Here is a 16,852-nt window from a genome sequence, read left to right on the forward strand (position 1 = left end):
GGATGCCTAACCGGTTAGCGGCGTGCAACCATGCGAGAGACTGGCTTTCTGTCCACTCCACAGGGTAGGGATGGACATACGGCAAAAGAAGACGGAACAGGCCGCAGAACAGAACGACCTTGAACACCCTACGGACAAGTGTTGCCATACGTGATGACCTCGATTGTTCCGTATGCTTGAAGCCCTGAGTTGCGGGCCGGGATAGTCGTCGTGTGCAGGAATGCGTTGCGGATTCTCAGGAAATCAACGCGGCTCGGCAGGGTGATACAGCCTAGCGAAATCCCGCTCCCGCCTGCCGGATGTAGCCGGAAATGCCCGCGCTGGACGCCATTTACCCAAGTCGTGTCGTCAATCGCGCCATCATCCCGATACAGCGCGAACCATTCTGCGTGATGAGTCGCATGGCCCACGACCGAATTCAGCGTGTCTTTAGCCCACGCATAAGCCTGTGAGCGCGTCCCCCCTGTGGGGCGATCCACTATCCAATACCTACCGGCAGGGATCGGGCCGTTATCGGGCACCATCGTGCAGCCACCCCGATTGAGGTATTGATTATTGCCGGAGTAGGCCATAAACGTACCTACCCCAAAAATCGTCAGTGGTGAGAAAGGTTCGTTATTGACCAGAAATTTACCCTGATAAGTCATCACTCCCCCTTACCCGCGTTCGTTCCACGAGTCCGTGAATTTGATATTGCCGTCGAGATAGTGCCATGTGATGCGGTCGTACATCATGGAGACCGATTCGACATGATTGAGCGTGGACGCTTGCGACAGTTTCGTGTTGGACATGCCGGGGTTGACGCCGCAGACTTTCACGCCCTCCATTAGCATCACGAAATACACTTCCTCTTTCCCCGCATCGTTGATGCGATACCACTTGATTTCGGCGGACTGCAACGTTTGGCCTTTTGCTACGGCCTTATAAAGATAAGGCGTCGCAGCATCAAACTCCTTTTCGAACGCGGCGACCGAGTGAGTTCGCGCGCCAGTTATCTTGCCGTTCGCAGCATCAACCGGCAGGTTTACGCCGTGTCCAAAACTGATAATTTCTATGCTGCCTTCGCGGCCTTGCACGGTTGACGAGCCTTTGATATCTGCGCCGCCATCATCTTTAAGCCACATATACGCGGGAATCGGCATGCTGATTTTGTCCTTCGGTTGATTGAACGGGGTTCCGGTCGGTGCCGGAGCCCGAAACAATGAACGAAGACAGCAGTGCAACTCCATGATCTGGAATAAATAACTGCCTGACTGCTATCTGCCGATACCCATCGCTTCCGGGACGCGCTTCTCGTGTCAAACTCTATTGTTTTGTGTCAAGCGGTTTTGTCCTGTGTCGAACGCTATTGTTCGTTCACAGTCGCCCGTTTCCGTTTCGACACAGCTCACATTGCACGGGCAACTTTCCGCATAACGGGCTGGCGCAATACGAAGCGACCCGCCGTCGGCGTGTCAAATGCGGCTTTTGCATGGAGGGCGGCCGTGAAAAAGCTCATCGGGTTTGCGCTGCCCCGGCTTTCCTGGCAATCGCCGGCTCGATCCAGTGTGTTGCCAGTTGCACCGCAGGGATGGCCTTCGTATGCACGCACGAAATCCGCCGTCAACGCCAATGACAACGCCCGCGTCCGCTCCCGCTCCACCGCATCGCCGGATATGCGACAGTGCGATGGCGACCGACACCCGCGAACCGCCCACCGGCCGACCGCGCCATGACCGACGACCCGCCCCCCACCGCCGCCCTGCCTCGCCGCCCCCGCAAGCCGCTGCTGCGGCGCGTCGCGACGCTGGTACGCTGGATCGTCGTCGCGCTGCTGGTGGTCGCGGTGCTGCTGCTCGCGTTTCGCGCGTACGACACGCGCAATGGACCGCCGTTGCAGTTGTGGCACAAGTACGTGCCGTCGGAACTGAGCGCGGCGGAGATCGACCGCGCCGACTGGCAGGCGTACGTGCAGCACGAAAACGCGCTGTTCGCCGACGTGCGCCGCAACGTCACCGACCGCCTGCCCGCCGAGGCGCGCATTCCGTCGAACCGCTATTTCCCGGGCAGTCCGCTTTATCCGGGCCGCTTCGATCACGACTGGAACCGCTCGTACATCCTGCGCCCGGCCGGCCCGCCGGTCGGCGCGGTGGTGCTGCTGCACGGGCTGACCGATTCGCCGTACAGCCTGCGTCACGTCGCGCAGCGTTACGTCGAGCACGGTTTCGTCGCGGTCGGCATCCGGCTGCCCGGACACGGCACGGTGCCGGCCGCGCTCACGCGGATCGACTGGGAAACGTGGATGGCCGCGACGCGGCTCGCGGTCCGCGAAGCGCGCCGGCTCGCTGGCCCGGACCGGCCGCTCGACATCGTCGGTTATTCGAACGGCAGCGCGCTCGCGCTGAAGTACGCGATGGACGCGATCGAGAACGGCCGGCTCGCGAAGCCGCGTCAGTTGATCCTGCTGTCGCCGATGGTCGGCATCACGCGTTACGCGCGCTTCGCCGGCCTCGCGGAACTGCCGGCGCTGCTGCCGGCGTTCGCGAAAGCGGCATGGCTCGGCATCGTGCCGGAGTTCAATCCGTTCAAGTACAACTCGTTCCCGGTGAACGGCGCACGGCAGTCGCACCGGCTGACCGCCTCGCTGCAGACGCAGATCGCGGCGCTGAGCCGCGACGGCCGGCTCGCGGCGCTGCCGCCGGTGCTGACGTTCCAGTCGGTCGCCGATTCCACCGTCAGCACCCCGGCGATCCTGCAGGCGCTGTACGCGTGGCTGCCCGCGAACGGCAGCGAACTGGTGCTGTTCGACGTGAACCGGAACGCGAAACCCGGCGTGCTCGTGAACCCGGCGGCGCTCACCGCCCTCGCGCGCATGATGCCCGCGCTGCCGCTGCGCTATCGCTTCACGGTGATCGCCAATTCGGCCGGCGACGCGCGGGTGTCCGAGCGGGTCGTCGAGCCGGGGCAGGCCATCGCGCGCGAGCGGCCGCTCGCGCTCGCGTATCCGCCGGACGTCGTGTCGCTGTCGCACGTCGCGGTGCCGTTCCCGCCCGACGATCCGCTGTACGGCTTCGCGCCCGCGCCGACGCCGGACGGACAGCCCAAGTTCGGCGTCGAACTCGGCGCGCTGGTGGTGCGCGCGGAACGCGGCGTGCTGAACGTGAGCCTCGATTCGCTGTTCCGGATCGGTTCGAATCCGTTTTTTCCGTATCTGCTCGAACGGCTCGACGGCTGGATCGATCGCGGCGCGCCGCGTGGAATCGCAGGCATCGCGCCAGAAGCCGGCGACGTTCCCGTGATACCGCCTCTTCCGCGCGAAGCGCCCGCCGCCGTGCCGTTCGACGAGATCGATCCGTTTTCGCGCGGCGGCAACGGCGATGCGATGACGCCTTGAACGGGGGCAGCCGCGCGTCGCTTGTCGAACCGCCGGCAGCAGCCCTCGGCACGCCCGGCATCACGACGAGCCGGAAGCGGACCGCCACCGTCCGACGGGATCGACCCGCTCTCGCGCAGCGGCGGCAACCGCGCGTCGCTTACCGCCCCGCCGGCGGCAGCGCGTGGCGCACCCGGCATCCCGACCGTCACCGCCGTCCGACGAAACCGCGCCGTTCCCGCGCGGCGGCGACGGCGACGCGACGACGCCGTAAGCGGCAACATCCGCTCATCGCCGATCGTTACGCGGGCAGCAGCCACGGCACGATCAGCACGCTGAGCGCCATCACGCCGAGCGCGAGCGGCGTGCCGATCCGCACGAAGTCGCCGAAGCTGTAGTTGCCGGCGGTGCTGACCAGCGTGTTGACCGGCGACGAGATCGGCGTCATGAACGCCGCCGACGACGCCAGCGCGACGATCATCGCGAACGGATACGGCGACGCATGCAGATGATGCGCGAGCGCAATCGCGACCGGCGCCATCAGCACGGCCGTCGCGGTGTTCGAGATCACGAGGCCGATCACCGCCGTCATCGCGAACACGCACGCGAGCACCGCGCGCACGCCAGCGCCGCCGACCACGTCGAGCAGCGCCTGCGCGGCCATGTCCACGCCGCCGGTGCGTTGCAGCGCGAGCGAAAACGGCAGCATCCCGACGATCAGCACGAGGCTGCGCCAGTGAATCGAGCGATACGCGCTGTCGAGGTCGATGCAGCGGAACAGCCCCATCAGCAGGCAGCCGGCGAACGCGGCCTGCACGTTCGGCACCACGCCGAACAGCATCAGCACGACCACGACGAGCATCGACCCTACCGCATACGGCCCGCGCCGCGGCGACGGCGCGACCGACTCGCCTTCGGCCGGCATCGCCAGCGTAATCAGGTCCGGGCCGTCCGACTGCAATGCGCGCAGCGCGCGCCACGGTCCAACCACCAGCAATGTGTCGCCGACCTTCAGCCGCTCGTTCTCCAGCCCGTAATCGTGCGTGTTGCGTCCGCGCCGCAGACCGACGATGGTCAGCCCATGCGCCGCGAGCAATGCGGACCCGCGCACGCCCGCGCCGACCAGTCCCGAGTCCGGCGGCACCAGCGTCTCCGCCATCCCGACTTCGCCCGCGTGCTCGATGAAATACGCGCCGCCCATCGGCAGCGACGTCAGCGCGCAGCGTTCGCACAGCGGTTCGAGGTCGAGGCCGGCGACGGCCACGTCGACCAGCAGCACGTCGCCCGCATGCAGTTCGGTCGCGGGCAGCGCACTCAGCACGGCGACGCCGAAACGCACGCGCCGCTCGATCGCGATCACGCGCGCGCCGGATGCGCCGTCCAGTTGCACGTCGCCGAGCGGCGTGTTCGCGAGCGGCGACGACGGCTCCACGCGCAGCCGGAACGCGCGGCCATGCAGACGGTACCGCTCGATCCAGTCGTACAGCGTCGGACGCGCCGGCGTCGGCGCGCCGCCGGCATCGCCGGGCGCGCGGCGCACCAGCAGCATGTAGCCGATCGCGAGCGCGAGCAGCGGCAAGCCGATCGGCGTGAACGAGAAGAACCGGAAGCCGGCCGCGCCCTCGCGCACCAGTTCGCTGTTCACGATCAGGTTCGGCGTCGTCGCGACCAGCGTCAGCATTCCGCTGACGAGTGCCGCGACGCTGGTCGGCATCAGCAGGCGGCTCTTCGGGATGCCGGTCTGCTGCGATACGCGCAGCACGATCGGAATGAAGATCGCGACGACCGCGGTCGAACTCATCACCGAGCCCATCAACGCGACGACGCTCATCAGCAGCACGACGATGCGCCGTTCGCCTTCGCCGCCGCGCGAAATCAGCCAGTCGCCGACGCGCTGCGCGACGCCGGTCCGGACGAGCCCCTCGCCGAGCACGAACAGCGCCGCGATCAGCACGATGTTCGGATCGCTGAATCCCGCGAGCGCCTCGGGCACGGTGATGACGCCGGTCAGCGGCAGCGCGACGATCATCGCGAGCGCGATCGCATCGACGCGCGGGCGGCCGATCACGAACAGCACGATCGCGATCGCGAGCAGCACCAGCACGGACAGCAACTCGACGGACATGATGCCGGCTCCGGCTTTCGAAACAGACGGTTGACGATGGGCGGCGACGGTCGCGAACGACACGGAACGCCGCCTGCCGGCAGACGAAACGGAAACAAAAGCGGGAACGGCGGACGTGCGGGAAACGGAAAACCGGCTGCGGAATTCCCGTGCACAGGATAGCGGCAACGGGGAACGCGTGGGAAGCGGGAGCGGCTATCGCCGATGTTCCGAGGGAATGGGCCGGCGCGCATCCGGGCTGGATTGCCCGGCGACGCAACGGCAAGAACGATATGGAGTGGAGAACGGGGGTGAAGAGCAAAGAACGACGGGACCCGTCTGGCGTCATCCATTGCGGCGATCCGGCGAATGCCGGACCGCCGCCGTGCGCCCGCGATACTTCGCGCGGACGCAGCTACACAGTGACGACTACCTACCGCGCGATGACGCTGGCGATGATGCCAGTGCCGATCGCGGCGAGCACGTAGTCGCCGTTCACGCCGACCCACTGACAACCGCGCGGCGGTGCGTCGAGACTGTGTCCGCGCCAGTTGTCCACGACGAAGTTGTGATGGCGAAACGCCGCTGAAACTCGCTCGCCCGTGGGCCAGTCGCGGCCGATGCGGTCCACGCGCGCTTCGTGGACGATCGCGCGCTGAGGTCCAGGGTGAAGCGGCGCGGCGAACGAGAACGCGGATGCGCCAAGCAGCGTGAGCGCGACGAAGGCGGCGATGATCTTTCTGGTCATGGAATTTGCCCCGGGTCGAATGAATCGGATAACGGCCTGCGCGACGATCAAGCTTCATGTGTCCGCCGCGAGACGCGGTCATGGCGTTCGACGATAAAAGCGTCCGTGAACCGTTGCCGAAGACCGGCGAGGCATCCGGTCGTCAGGATGGCGAATGACCAGGAAGGAGAACCAGGCGTTGCAGTCCCGCGATTCACATGGATCGCGCATCCGGGCCATCGGGCGCCGGCGTACTTTCACTTTGCCTTCAAATCGGGGGCATTGTATCGACCGACGATCCGTTTTCGAGACAATCCGCAGCGTTTTACTGGGGTTTACCCTTGGTTATCAAACGAACGAAGCGGTTTCATCACGGACCAGGCGCCCGACACGCCCCGTCAGTGCGTGACGCGCGTAATGCCGCCGCTCGACACCAGCCGCACGCGTTGCCCCGGCCTGAAGATGTCGCCCGACGACGCCTGCGTGATCGCGCGCAGTTCACCGTTGTCGAGCAGCACGGTGATCTCGACACCCTGGCGCATCGCCATGGTGTTTTCCACCGCGTTGCCCGCCACCGCGCCTGCCATGCCGCCGAGGATGCCGGTCGCGATCGAGCCGCGCCCGCCGCCGATCGACGCGCCGGCCAACGCGCCCAGCGCGCCGCCGCCGACCGCGCCGAGGCCGCTCGGCTGACCGTCGTTGGCGCTGATCTGAACCGGCCGCACGCTTTCGACGGTCGCCATGCGCACCGTGCTTTCGCGCTGCGCCTGCGCCGAGCGAAACACATCCGGCGAGCTGCTGTTGTACGCGCATCCGGAAAGCAGTGCCGAAACGCCCACGCAAACCGAAACCATCGTGCCGATCCGTTTCATCTCTTTTCTCCCGGTTGACCGTCGTGCCGACGGCGCATGAAGAGCGAACGCATTCGTTTTCAAACATCGATCGTTGTCCGCACAACCCGACTTCACGCGGACCGCGACGTGCCAGTCCGCCAGCGCGCCTGCAACGAAGTCACTGATCGGACGTTACCGGAAAACGCGATCTCAGCGCGCCAGAGTGACAGGCTCGCCGGCCATCGCCACTACCCGAAATAGACGGTATACCCTGCAAAGCGCGATGAAAGACATTTGAAATAAACACCTACCTCACTAAAATGGCTTCGCTTCGCAACGCATTCGACAGAATGAATCGAGCCTCTCAAGCCAGAGAGTCATGGCCCGAAACAGCGGCCCGCGTCACGAGCGCGTCTCCGCCCCTCGATCAGTAGACCATAACCATAAACCGTCTTGTTCACCGGATCGCCTCGCTGTTCGCCCTCGTCAGTGTGATGACCTCGGGCGCCGCCATCGCACAACAGGCGGCGACGCACAGCCGGACCGCGAGCCGGCCGCCTCGGCCGGCTCGATCGCTGGGCAACGACATCCCCCTCTTCAACGACGACACGGCGTATCGATACGCCGTTGCGCCACACAGCCGCGCGACCCGTTCAAGTCCAACGGCTCGCTGATCCCCAACGCACCGATCGGTCCGGACGGTATCCGTACGCGGCAACAGTCCGGAATCCGGTCGTCTCGCTCTCGACGGCACGTTTGTCGTTGCGCGCATCCGCTCCGCGATGACCGCCGCACGGCGCATCCGGCCTGCGCCGCCGCCACTGGCATATCCATTGCAATGATCCGTCCGCAACGCATCGCCGAGCGGGTCGTCCGCCCGTTTCCGCGAGTGCGTCGCACGCGCACCATCATTCAATCAACGGAGACACATCCATGGAGACGCAATCCGAAGTCCAGGTGATGGGCATCGATGCCGGCGGCACGATGACCGACACCTTCTTCGTCCGCGCCGACGGCCGTTTCGTCGTCGGCAAGGCGCAGAGCAATCCCGACGACGAATCGCTCGCGATCTTCAACTCGTCGCAGGACGCGCTCGCGCACTGGCAGCGCGACGTCGATGCCGTCTATCCGCAGTTGCTCACCTGCGTGTATTCGGGCACCGCGATGCTGAACCGCGTCGTGCAGCGCAAGGGGCTCGACGTCGGCCTCATCGTCAACAAGGGCTTCGAGCATGTGCACTCAATGGGCCGCGCGATCCAGAGCTACCTCGGTTATGCGCTCGAAGAACGGATCCATCTGAACACGCACCGCTACGACGAGCCGCTCGTGCCGCTGTCGCGCACGCGCGGCGTCACCGAACGCACCGACGTGCAGGGTGAAATCGTGATTCCGCTGCGCGAGGCGGAAGTGCGCCAGGCCACCCGCGAACTGGTCGCGGCCGGCGCGAAGGCGATCGTGATCTGCCTGTTGCAGTCGCACAAGAACGCGACCAGCGAGCGCGAGGCGCGCGACATCGTGCTCGACGAGCTGAAGCAATCCGGCGCGAACCTGCCGGTGTTCGCCTCCGTCGACTACTATCCGCAGCGCAAGGAAAGCCACCGGATGAACACGACGGTGCTCGAAGCGTATGCGGCCGAGCCGTCGCGGCAGACGCTGAAGAAGGTCAGCGACCGCTTCCGCAAGCACGGCGCGAAGTTCGACCTGCGCGTGATGGCGACGCACGGCGGCACGATCAGCTGGAAAGCGAAGGAACTGGCGCGCACGATCGTGTCGGGACCGATCGGCGGCGTGATCGGCTCGAAGCTGCTCGGCGAGACGCTCGGTTACGACAACATCGCGTGTTCGGACATCGGCGGCACGTCGTTCGACATGGCGCTCATCACGAAGGGCAAATTCGCGATCGCCTCGGACCCGGACATGGCGCGGCTCGTGCTGTCGCTGCCGCTCGTCACGATGGATTCGGTCGGCGCGGGCGCGGGCAGCTTCGTGCGGCTCGATCCGTACAGCGGCGCGATCAAGCTCGGCCCCGACAGCGCCGGTTATCGCGTCGGCACTTGCTGGCCCGAAAGCGGCCTCGACACGGTGTCGGTATCTGACTGCCACGTCGTGCTCGGTTATCTGAACCCGGACAACTTCCTCGGCGGCCAGATCAAGCTCGACGTCGAACGCGCGCGCGCGCACATCAAGACGCAGATCGCCGATCCGCTCGGGCTGTCCGTCGAGAACGCGGCCGCCGGCGTGATCGAACTGCTCGACCTGCAACTGCGCGAATACCTGCGCTCGAACGTCAGCGCGAAGGGCTACAACCCGACCGAGTTCGTCTGCTTCTCGTATGGCGGCGCGGGACCGGTCCACACGTACGGCTACACCGAGGGGCTCGGCTTCCGCGACGTGATCATTCCCGCGTGGGCCGCCGGTTTCTCCGCGTTCGGCTGCGCATGCGCGGACTTCGAATACCGCTACGACAAGAGCGTGGACCTCGCGCTGCCGCAGTCCGCGCCCGACGACGACAAGGTGCAGGCGGCGCAGACGATCCAGCGCGCGTGGTCCGAACTGGCGGCGAAGGTCGTCGAGGAATTCCGCATCAACGGCTTCGACGAAAAGGACGTGATCCTGCGCCCCGGCTACCGGATGCAGTACATGGGCCAGTTGAACGACCTGGAGATCGACTCGCCGATCCCGTCGGCCGCGACGTCCGACGACTGGGACCGCATCGTCGCCGCGTTCGAGGAGACCTACGGCCGCGTGTACGCGAGTTCCGCGCGCTCGCCGGAACTCGGCTTCTCGGTGACCGGCGCGATCATGCGCGGGATGGTCGTCACGCAGAAGCCGGTGCTGCCCGCCGATCCCGAGGACGGCCCGACGCCGCCGAAGAACGCGCGCATCGGCACGCGCCGCCTGTATCGCGGCGGCCGCTGGCACGACGCGGTGCTGTGGCGCATGGAGGCGCTGAAGCCCGGCAACGCGATCACCGGCCCCGCGATCATCGAATCCGACGCGACCACGTTCGTCGTGCCGGACGGCTTCGCGACGACGCTCGACAAGCACCGGCTGTTCCATCTGAAAGAAGTCAAGCAAGGAGACGCGCAATGAACATGATTTCCACTCGCGAACTCGGTTTCGCCGACCTGCTGAAGAACGGGATGACGCTGAAGGCGTTCCGCGACGGCATCCTCGAACGCACCGAGAACACCGGTCACTACAACGGCCTCGAACGGCTCGAACTGCGCGAGTCCGACCCGATCCGCTACGAGAAGATGTTCTCGAAGCTGCGCGGCGGCCTCGTGCATGCGCGCGAGACCGCGAAGAAGATCGCCGCGAGCCCGATCGTCGAGCAGGAAGGCGAACTGTGCTTCACGCTGTACAACGCGGCGGGCGACTGCGTGCTGACGTCCACCGGCATCATCATCCACGTCGGCACGATGGGCGCGGCGATCAAGTACATGATCGAGAATAACTGGGAACTCAACCCCGGCATCCAGCCCGGCGACATGTTCACCAACAACGACTGCTCGATCGGCAACGTGCACCCGTGCGACATCGCGACGATCGTGCCGATCTTCGTGAACGACAAGCTGGTCGGCTGGGTCGGCGGCGTCACGCACGTGATCGACACCGGCGCGGTGACGCCCGGCTCGATGTCCACCGGCCAGGTGCAGCGCTTCGGCGACGGCTACATGATCACCTGCCGCAAGACCGGCGTGAACGACACGCCGCTGCGCGACTGGCTGCACGAAAGCCAGCGTTCGGTGCGCACGCCGAAGTACTGGATTCTCGACGAGCGCACCCGCATCGCCGGCTGCCACATGATCCGCTCGCTGATCGAAGAGGTGATCGCGGAAGAAGGGCTCGACGCGTACGAGAAGTTCGCGTACGAGGTGATCGAGGAAGGCCGCCGCGGCCTGCAGACGCGCATCAAGGCGATGACGCTGCCGGGCAAGTACCGCAAGGTCGCGTTCGTCGACGTGCCGTACAACCATCCGGACGTGCAGACGTCGTCCGCGTTCGCGAAGCTCGACTCGATCATGCACTCGCCCGTCGAGATGGAGATCCGCAAGGACGGCTCGTGGCGGCTCGACTTCGAAGGCGCGAGCCGCTGGGGCTGGCATTCGTACAACGCGCACCAGGTCGCGTTCACGAGCGGCATCTGGGTGATGATGACGCAGACGCTCGTGCCGACGCAGCGGATCAACGACGGCGCGTATTTCGGCACCGAGTTCCATCTGCCGAAGGGTGCGTGGATGAATCCGGACGACCGCCGCACCGGGCACGCGTATGCGTGGCACTTCCTTGTGTCCGGCTGGAGCGCGCTGTGGCGCGGGCTGTCGCAGGCGTACTTCAGCCGCGGTTATCTGGAGGAAGTCAACGCGGGCAACGCGAACACGTCGAACTGGCTGCAAGGCGGCGGCATCAACCAGGACGGCGACATCCACGCGGTGAACAGCTTCGAGGCGTCGTCGTGCGGCACCGGCGCGTCCGCGATCAAGGACGGCCTCAACCACGCGGCCGCGATCTGGAATCCCGAAGGCGACATGGGCGACATCGAGATCTGGGAGATGGCCGAACCGCTGCTTTATCTCGGGCGCAACGTGAAGTCGAACTCCGGCGGCTACGGCAAGTATCGCGGCGGCTGCGGGTTCGAGACGCTGCGGATGGTCTGGAAGGCGCAGGACTGGACGATGTTCTTCATGGGCAACGGCTACATGAACAGCGACTGGGGGCTGATGGGCGGCTACCCGCCCGCGGCCGGCTATCGCTTCGAGGCGCACCGCACCGGCCTGAAGGAACGCATCGCGCTCGGCGAAAGCCTGCCGCTCGGCGGCGACGCGAACCCGGACGTGCCGGACTACGAGAATCACCTGAACGCCGGCGCGATCGTGAAGCGCGACCAGCAGTGCATGACGACCGAGGACTGCTACGACAACTACGACCTGTATCTGAACTATCTGCGCGGCGGCCCCGGTTTCGGCGACCCGCTCGACCGCGAGCCCGAAGCGATCGAGTACGACCTGAACAACGCGCTGCTGCTGCCCGAGTACGCGCGCAAGGTGTACGGCGCGGTCGCGACGAAGGACGCGAACGGCATCTGGAAGATCGACGCGAAAGCGACCGCGCTCGCGCGCATCGACATCCGCAACGAGCGGCTCGCGCGTTCGCAGCCGGTCCGCGAGTGGATGCGCGGCGAACGCGAGCGGATTCTGGTCAAGCACGCATCGACGCAGGTGCAGCACATGTTCGCGACCAGCTTCAGCCTGTCGAAGAAGTTCGAGCAGCAGTTCCGCACGTTCTGGGAACTGCCCGACTCGTGGACGCTGACCGAGGACGAACTCGACGTGCCGACCTACGGGTCGAAGTACCGGATGGATCTGTCGAAGATGCCCGACGTGCACACCGTCGTGCTCGTCGAAGAATAAGCGCCGGCGCGAACCGCTCAACAGAGGAAACGAAATGTCCACATACACGAAGGAACAGATCGCGAACCTGGTCGACGGCAAACTCGACTGGGACACGACACTGCGGATGCTGTCGATGCCGAAGGACAGCGAACGCTTTCAGATGTACGTCGATTCGTTGCAGAAGAAGCTCGGCTGGCAGGACCGCATCGTGCTGCCGCTCGGGCCGCACCTGTACATCGTGCAGCAGGCGGCGACGAAGAAGTGGGTCACGCAGTGCGATTGCGGCCACACGTTCTGCGACTACCGGCAGAACTGGAAGCTGCATGCGAACGTGTACGTGCGCGACTCGGACGAGGCGATGGACGAGGTGTATCCGCGGCTGATGGCGCCGGATACGCAGTGGCAGGTCTATCGCGAGTACTACTGCCCCGACTGCGGCACGATGCACGACGTCGAGGCGCCGACGCCGTGGTATCCGGTGATCCACGACTTCGAGCCCGACATCGACGCGTTCTACGCCGACTGGGTGAAGCTGCCGGTGCCCGAGCGCGCCGACTAGCGCGTCGCGCCCCCCTGTCGCACCCCGGCGGGTGCGACCGCCCCCCTGTTCCGTGCGCCGCCGCACTGCGGCGCACGGATAACGGCCGTCCGGAATCCGGACGGCCGTTTCGTTTCCGGACGCGCCGCGCACCGCCGAAGCAGCGATTGCGCCCCGTCGGCCGCTGGTGCGGAACTTGCGAACTCAGGGATGCTCCGGGCGGCGGCCCGCGATCCGATCGGAGTACGATGTGCGCAGCGGCGCGCCGGACGCGCCGCGACGAGGTGGTATCCCCGACAAAAAACAGCCGGCCGCACGACGGCCGGCCGCGCGGTCCTCCCGGCCGCCAGGAGACACGACATGCAACAGGCCGGCACGCCTATGGACTGGTTTCCCAGTCCCGAACACGACGCCCGCATCATGTCCGCATGGGAGCATCTGGTCGGCGGCGGCCAGTTCGGGCCGAACGCGGTGCGCAGCGTCGTCGACGATTCGTGGCGGCGGTGCCTCGACAGCCGCGTCGATCCGGCGGTCGATCGCGCGCCGCCGCCGGTCGGCGAAAACCGCCTCGCGCAATGGCGCGACCGCAACGCCCAGTTGATCGACGCCAGCGCGCCGCTGATGCAGCAGACCCGCGAACTGCTGTCGCAGACCGGCACGATCATGCTGCTCGCGGACCCGAACGGCCTGATCCTCCAGCACGAAGGCGACATGCGCACGATCGAGCCGGCCGGCGAAACCGGGCTGATCGCCGGCTTCAACTGGATCGAGCCGAACTGCGGCACGAACGCGATCGGCACCGCGCTGGCGTTGCAGCAGCCGGTGCAGATCCACGGCGCGGAACACTTCTGTGCGGGGATCAAGCGCTGGACCTGCTCGGCGGCGGTGATCCGCGACCCGGTGGACGCCCGGATACTCGGCGTGATCGACGTGTCCGGCCTCGCGGACACGTATAGCCGCTACTGCCTCGCGCTGACGGTGTCGCTCGCGGCGCGGATCGAGAACCGCATCGCGAAGAACGCGATGGGCCGCCGCCTGCAACTGCTCGACCGCTGCGCCGCGCACTTCGGCGGACGCGACGCGGTGCTGCTCGTCGACGAGCACGGCCGGTTCGTGAAGGCGAATGCGCACGTCGTGCCGACGCTGCGGCGTCTCGGCTTCGATATCGATCTAGACGCGGATTTCGTGCTGCCGGCGCCCGACGCCGTCACGTCCGGCAGGCCGCAATGGCTGCTGCGCGCGCACGTCGAAACCATCCGCGACACCGACGGCCCGCTCGGCTTCCTGATCGTGATCCCCGATGCCGCCGCGCGCCGCGTGCGCGAACCGGCTGCGCTCATCGAACCCGAACGGCAAACGGACGGCACCGATGCGTTCGAAAGCATCGCCGGACGCGGCCCCGCGCTGCGCGCGGCGGTCGCGAAAGCGCGGCAGCTTGCGCCGTCGAAGGTGCCGGTGCTGCTGCTCGGCGAGACCGGCGTCGGCAAGGAACTGTTCGCGCAGAGCATCCATCGCGCGAGCGCGAACTCCGGCGGCCCGTTCGTCGCGCTGAACTGCGGCGGACTGTCACGCGACCTGCTCGCGAGCGAACTGTTCGGCTACGCGGAAGGCGCGTTCACCGGCGCGCGCCGTTCGGGCGCGGTCGGCAAGATCGAGGCCGCGCACGGCGGCACGCTGTTCCTCGACGAGATCGGCGAGATGCCGCTCGACATCCAGCCGCATCTGCTGCGCGTGCTCGAAGAGAACGAGATCTACCGGCTCGGCGAGAACACGCCGCGCAAGGTGAACTTCCGGCTCGTCGCCGCGACCCACCGGAACCTGAAGGACGCGATCGCCGACGGCACGTTCCGGATGGACCTGTTCTACCGGATCGCGGTCACGACGGTGTCGATCCCGAGCCTGCGCGAACGCCGCGACGACCTGCCGGAACTGATCGGGCACTGGCTGCGCCGGCTGTGCGAACGCTACGGCCTGCCGCCGCGCTCGTTCGACGACGACGCGCTGACGCGGCTGCTCGACTACGACTGGCCCGGCAACGTGCGGGAACTGCGCAACGCGATCGAGGGCGCGCTGCTGATGACCGACGGCCCGGTGATTACCTCCGCCAACCTGCCGGCGGAAATCGTCGCAGCGAACGCCGAAACGATCGGCGCTCCGTTTGCGGTCTTCGACGCGGCGGGCGACGAAACGAGCGCATCGTTGCAGGCCGTCGAGGCGGAATCGATCCGCCGCGCGCTGGCGCGCCATGCGGGCAATCTGACGCAGGCGGCCGGCCAGTTGGGGATCGCGAAAAGCACGCTGTACGAAAAGATTCGCCGGTACGGGCTCGCGGATGCGGTCGGCGAAGTGCGCCGGCATCGCGGGATGCGGCGGCCGGACGGCGCTTCGGGGTGAAGCGCAGCGCGTTTCTGTACCGCGACGCTGTATCGGCAGGTCTGCAACGACGGCTGAAATCACGACCGGATGGTTGCGCGATCCCCACGCTGTCGCAACCCCATCGCCGCGTGCTCCATTAAGTCAACACATACGGACATGGCGGCTTCGTGTCCGTCCTCCGCCGCGCCTTCGCGTTATCTGCCCGCCTCCGTTCGGCCCCGCACACATCGGCGTTTTCATGCGCACCGGTTCGAGATGACAATGCAGTACCACGCGCTTCCGCTTCGCCGATGCGATCGTGCCATACCCATCGACATCCGACGAGCCGCCCATGAACAAGCTTCATTCGTTGACCATCCTGCGCGCGCTCGCCGCGACGACAGTGATCGGCTTTCATGCGATGGCGACGTCCGGACCGGCATTCGGCGAATTCGGCGTCGATATCTTCTTCGTGCTGAGCGGCTTCGTGATCGCGCTGGTGATCGACACGCCAGGGCTCACCGCGCGCCAGTTCCTGGCGGACCGCATCGCGCGGATCGTCCCGCTGTACTGGCTGATGACGATGACAGTCTTCGTCGGCGCGATGACGCTGCCCGCGCTGTTCAATTCGACGACCGCCGACGTCGGCCACCTGTTTCAATCGCTGTTCTTCATCCCGTATCGCAAGGAAAGCGGCCATCTGTTCCCGATGCTGTTCGTCGGCTGGACGCTGAACTACGAGATGATGTTTTATCTGGTCTCCGCGCTTTCGCTCGTGCTCGTGCGCCGCAAACGCCTGCTGTTCATCGCGGTCGCGATCGCCGCGATCTGGTTCGCCGCAAAGGCGTCCGGCTCGCGTTCAGCAATCGCCGAATTCGTGTCGCACGAGCGCGTGTTCGAATTTCCGCTCGGCTTCGCCGCGTATCTTCTATGGCGCAATGGCGTGCGGGTCCGGCCCGTCGCGGCCGCTGCCGTCGTCGCGGCGATGTACGGCTGGATGGCGTTCGCGCAGTGGAAGGGTTTCGCCGACGCGCCGCTGCTCTACTTCGGCGGACCGTCGTTCCTGATGGTGACGGGCTGCCTCAGCCTCGAATCGATGATCGGGACGAGCCTCCTGTCGCGCGGCGCGATCTTCGTCGGCAACGCGAGCTACGCGACTTACCTGAGTCATCCGTACTGCGTGCAAGCCGCGCACAAGCTGATGCCGTCGGTGATCGACGGCTTCGACGCGGCGTCGGCTTCGGGCATCGCGTCGCTCGCCATCGTGGGCACCGCGCTCGGATGCGGGCTCTACTGGTTCGCGGATAGACCGCTGCATCGGAACGCCCGTCTTCTGCTGAACGGGAAGCTGCCGCTGGTCGTGCCCCTGCCGCGCTTCGTACGCGCGCGTAGAACCGCTGACAGGAATCCTGGCTGACGCGCTTTGTGGTACATGCGTCGTGTAGCGCTCGAAGCGAAGCGGTTCGCCGCTGACGATGACGAACCGCCTTCCTTTTCTCGAATGCTGTGCCGCGCCGCCTCCTCATGCGTGACGCGATGAAGCTCGA

At 66.1% G+C, this 16,852-nt stretch carries 12 protein-coding genes; 7 read left to right on the plus strand and 5 right to left on the minus strand.

The window, feature by feature from the left end:
* Window positions 1-128: 128 nt before the first annotated feature.
* Together BLV92_RS30855 and BLV92_RS30860 are read right to left on the minus strand one after the other, a co-directional pair.
* The gene (locus BLV92_RS30855; RefSeq protein WP_090552975.1) at window positions 129-647 is read right to left on the minus strand and encodes a DUF2778 domain-containing protein; all 519 of its coding nucleotides are present in this window, start codon (window positions 645-647) and stop codon (window positions 129-131) included.
* A 9-nt stretch (window positions 648-656) separates the two neighbouring features.
* Window positions 657-1,142 carry an Hcp family type VI secretion system effector gene (locus BLV92_RS30860; RefSeq protein ID WP_090552977.1) on the minus strand — a complete coding sequence of 162 codons (486 nt, stop codon included), beginning with the start codon at window positions 1,140-1,142 and terminating at the stop codon, window positions 657-659.
* A gap of 569 nt (window positions 1,143-1,711) precedes the next feature.
* Between BLV92_RS30860 and BLV92_RS30865 the strand changes: the two genes are divergently transcribed.
* Window positions 1,712-3,373: an alpha/beta hydrolase gene (locus BLV92_RS30865; protein ID WP_090552979.1), complete on the plus strand. Its 1,662-nt coding sequence runs from the start codon at window positions 1,712-1,714 to the stop codon at window positions 3,371-3,373.
* A 280-nt stretch (window positions 3,374-3,653) separates the two neighbouring features.
* Here BLV92_RS30865 and BLV92_RS30870 read toward each other — a convergent pair whose 3' ends face one another.
* The 3 genes from BLV92_RS30870 to BLV92_RS30880 all read right to left on the minus strand — a co-directional run bounded on the left by BLV92_RS30870 (window position 3,654) and on the right by BLV92_RS30880 (window position 7,007).
* Window positions 3,654-5,477 carry an SLC13 family permease gene (locus BLV92_RS30870; protein WP_090552980.1) on the minus strand — a complete coding sequence of 608 codons (1,824 nt, stop codon included), beginning with the start codon at window positions 5,475-5,477 and terminating at the stop codon, window positions 3,654-3,656.
* Window positions 5,478-5,889: 412 nt separating this feature from the next.
* Window positions 5,890-6,255 (minus strand): RcnB family protein, encoded by a 366-nt coding sequence (locus BLV92_RS30875; protein ID WP_244283987.1) that lies wholly within the window; start codon window positions 6,253-6,255, stop codon window positions 5,890-5,892.
* A 326-nt stretch (window positions 6,256-6,581) separates the two neighbouring features.
* Complete coding sequence (locus BLV92_RS30880; protein WP_243842751.1) at window positions 6,582-7,007, minus strand: outer membrane lipoprotein; 426 nt, start codon at window positions 7,005-7,007, stop codon at window positions 6,582-6,584.
* Between BLV92_RS30880 and BLV92_RS32835 the strand changes: the two genes are divergently transcribed.
* From BLV92_RS32835 to BLV92_RS30905, 6 genes are all read left to right on the plus strand, one after another.
* Window positions 6,925-7,095, plus strand: coding sequence for a hypothetical protein (locus BLV92_RS32835; protein ID WP_244284001.1), 171 nt, complete (start codon window positions 6,925-6,927; stop codon window positions 7,093-7,095). The two genes, BLV92_RS30880 and BLV92_RS32835, sit on opposite strands and share 83 nt — an antisense overlap.
* Before the next feature lie 854 nt (window positions 7,096-7,949).
* Entirely contained in the window at window positions 7,950-10,109 is a 2,160-nt protein-coding gene (locus tag BLV92_RS30885) for a hydantoinase/oxoprolinase family protein (protein ID WP_090552985.1), read from the plus strand.
* Complete coding sequence (locus BLV92_RS30890) at window positions 10,106-12,430, plus strand: hydantoinase B/oxoprolinase family protein (RefSeq protein ID WP_090552986.1); 2,325 nt, start codon at window positions 10,106-10,108, stop codon at window positions 12,428-12,430. The genes BLV92_RS30885 and BLV92_RS30890 overlap by 4 nt, the downstream gene beginning before the upstream one ends.
* Before the next feature lie 34 nt (window positions 12,431-12,464).
* A complete protein-coding gene (locus BLV92_RS30895) occupies window positions 12,465-12,971 on the plus strand; it encodes an acetone carboxylase subunit gamma (protein WP_090552988.1) in 507 nt (168 codons plus the stop codon).
* 339 nt (window positions 12,972-13,310) lie between these two features.
* Window positions 13,311-15,344, plus strand: a complete 2,034-nt coding sequence (locus BLV92_RS30900; protein WP_244283988.1) for a sigma-54-dependent Fis family transcriptional regulator — start codon at window positions 13,311-13,313, stop codon at window positions 15,342-15,344.
* 313 nt (window positions 15,345-15,657) lie between these two features.
* Complete coding sequence (locus tag BLV92_RS30905; protein ID WP_090552989.1) at window positions 15,658-16,722, plus strand: acyltransferase family protein; 1,065 nt, start codon at window positions 15,658-15,660, stop codon at window positions 16,720-16,722.
* Window positions 16,723-16,852: the final 130 nt, after the last annotated feature.

Origin of the sequence: Paraburkholderia caballeronis, from assembly GCF_900104845.1 — a bacterium.
Lineage (GTDB): Bacteria > Pseudomonadota > Gammaproteobacteria > Burkholderiales > Burkholderiaceae > Paraburkholderia > Paraburkholderia caballeronis.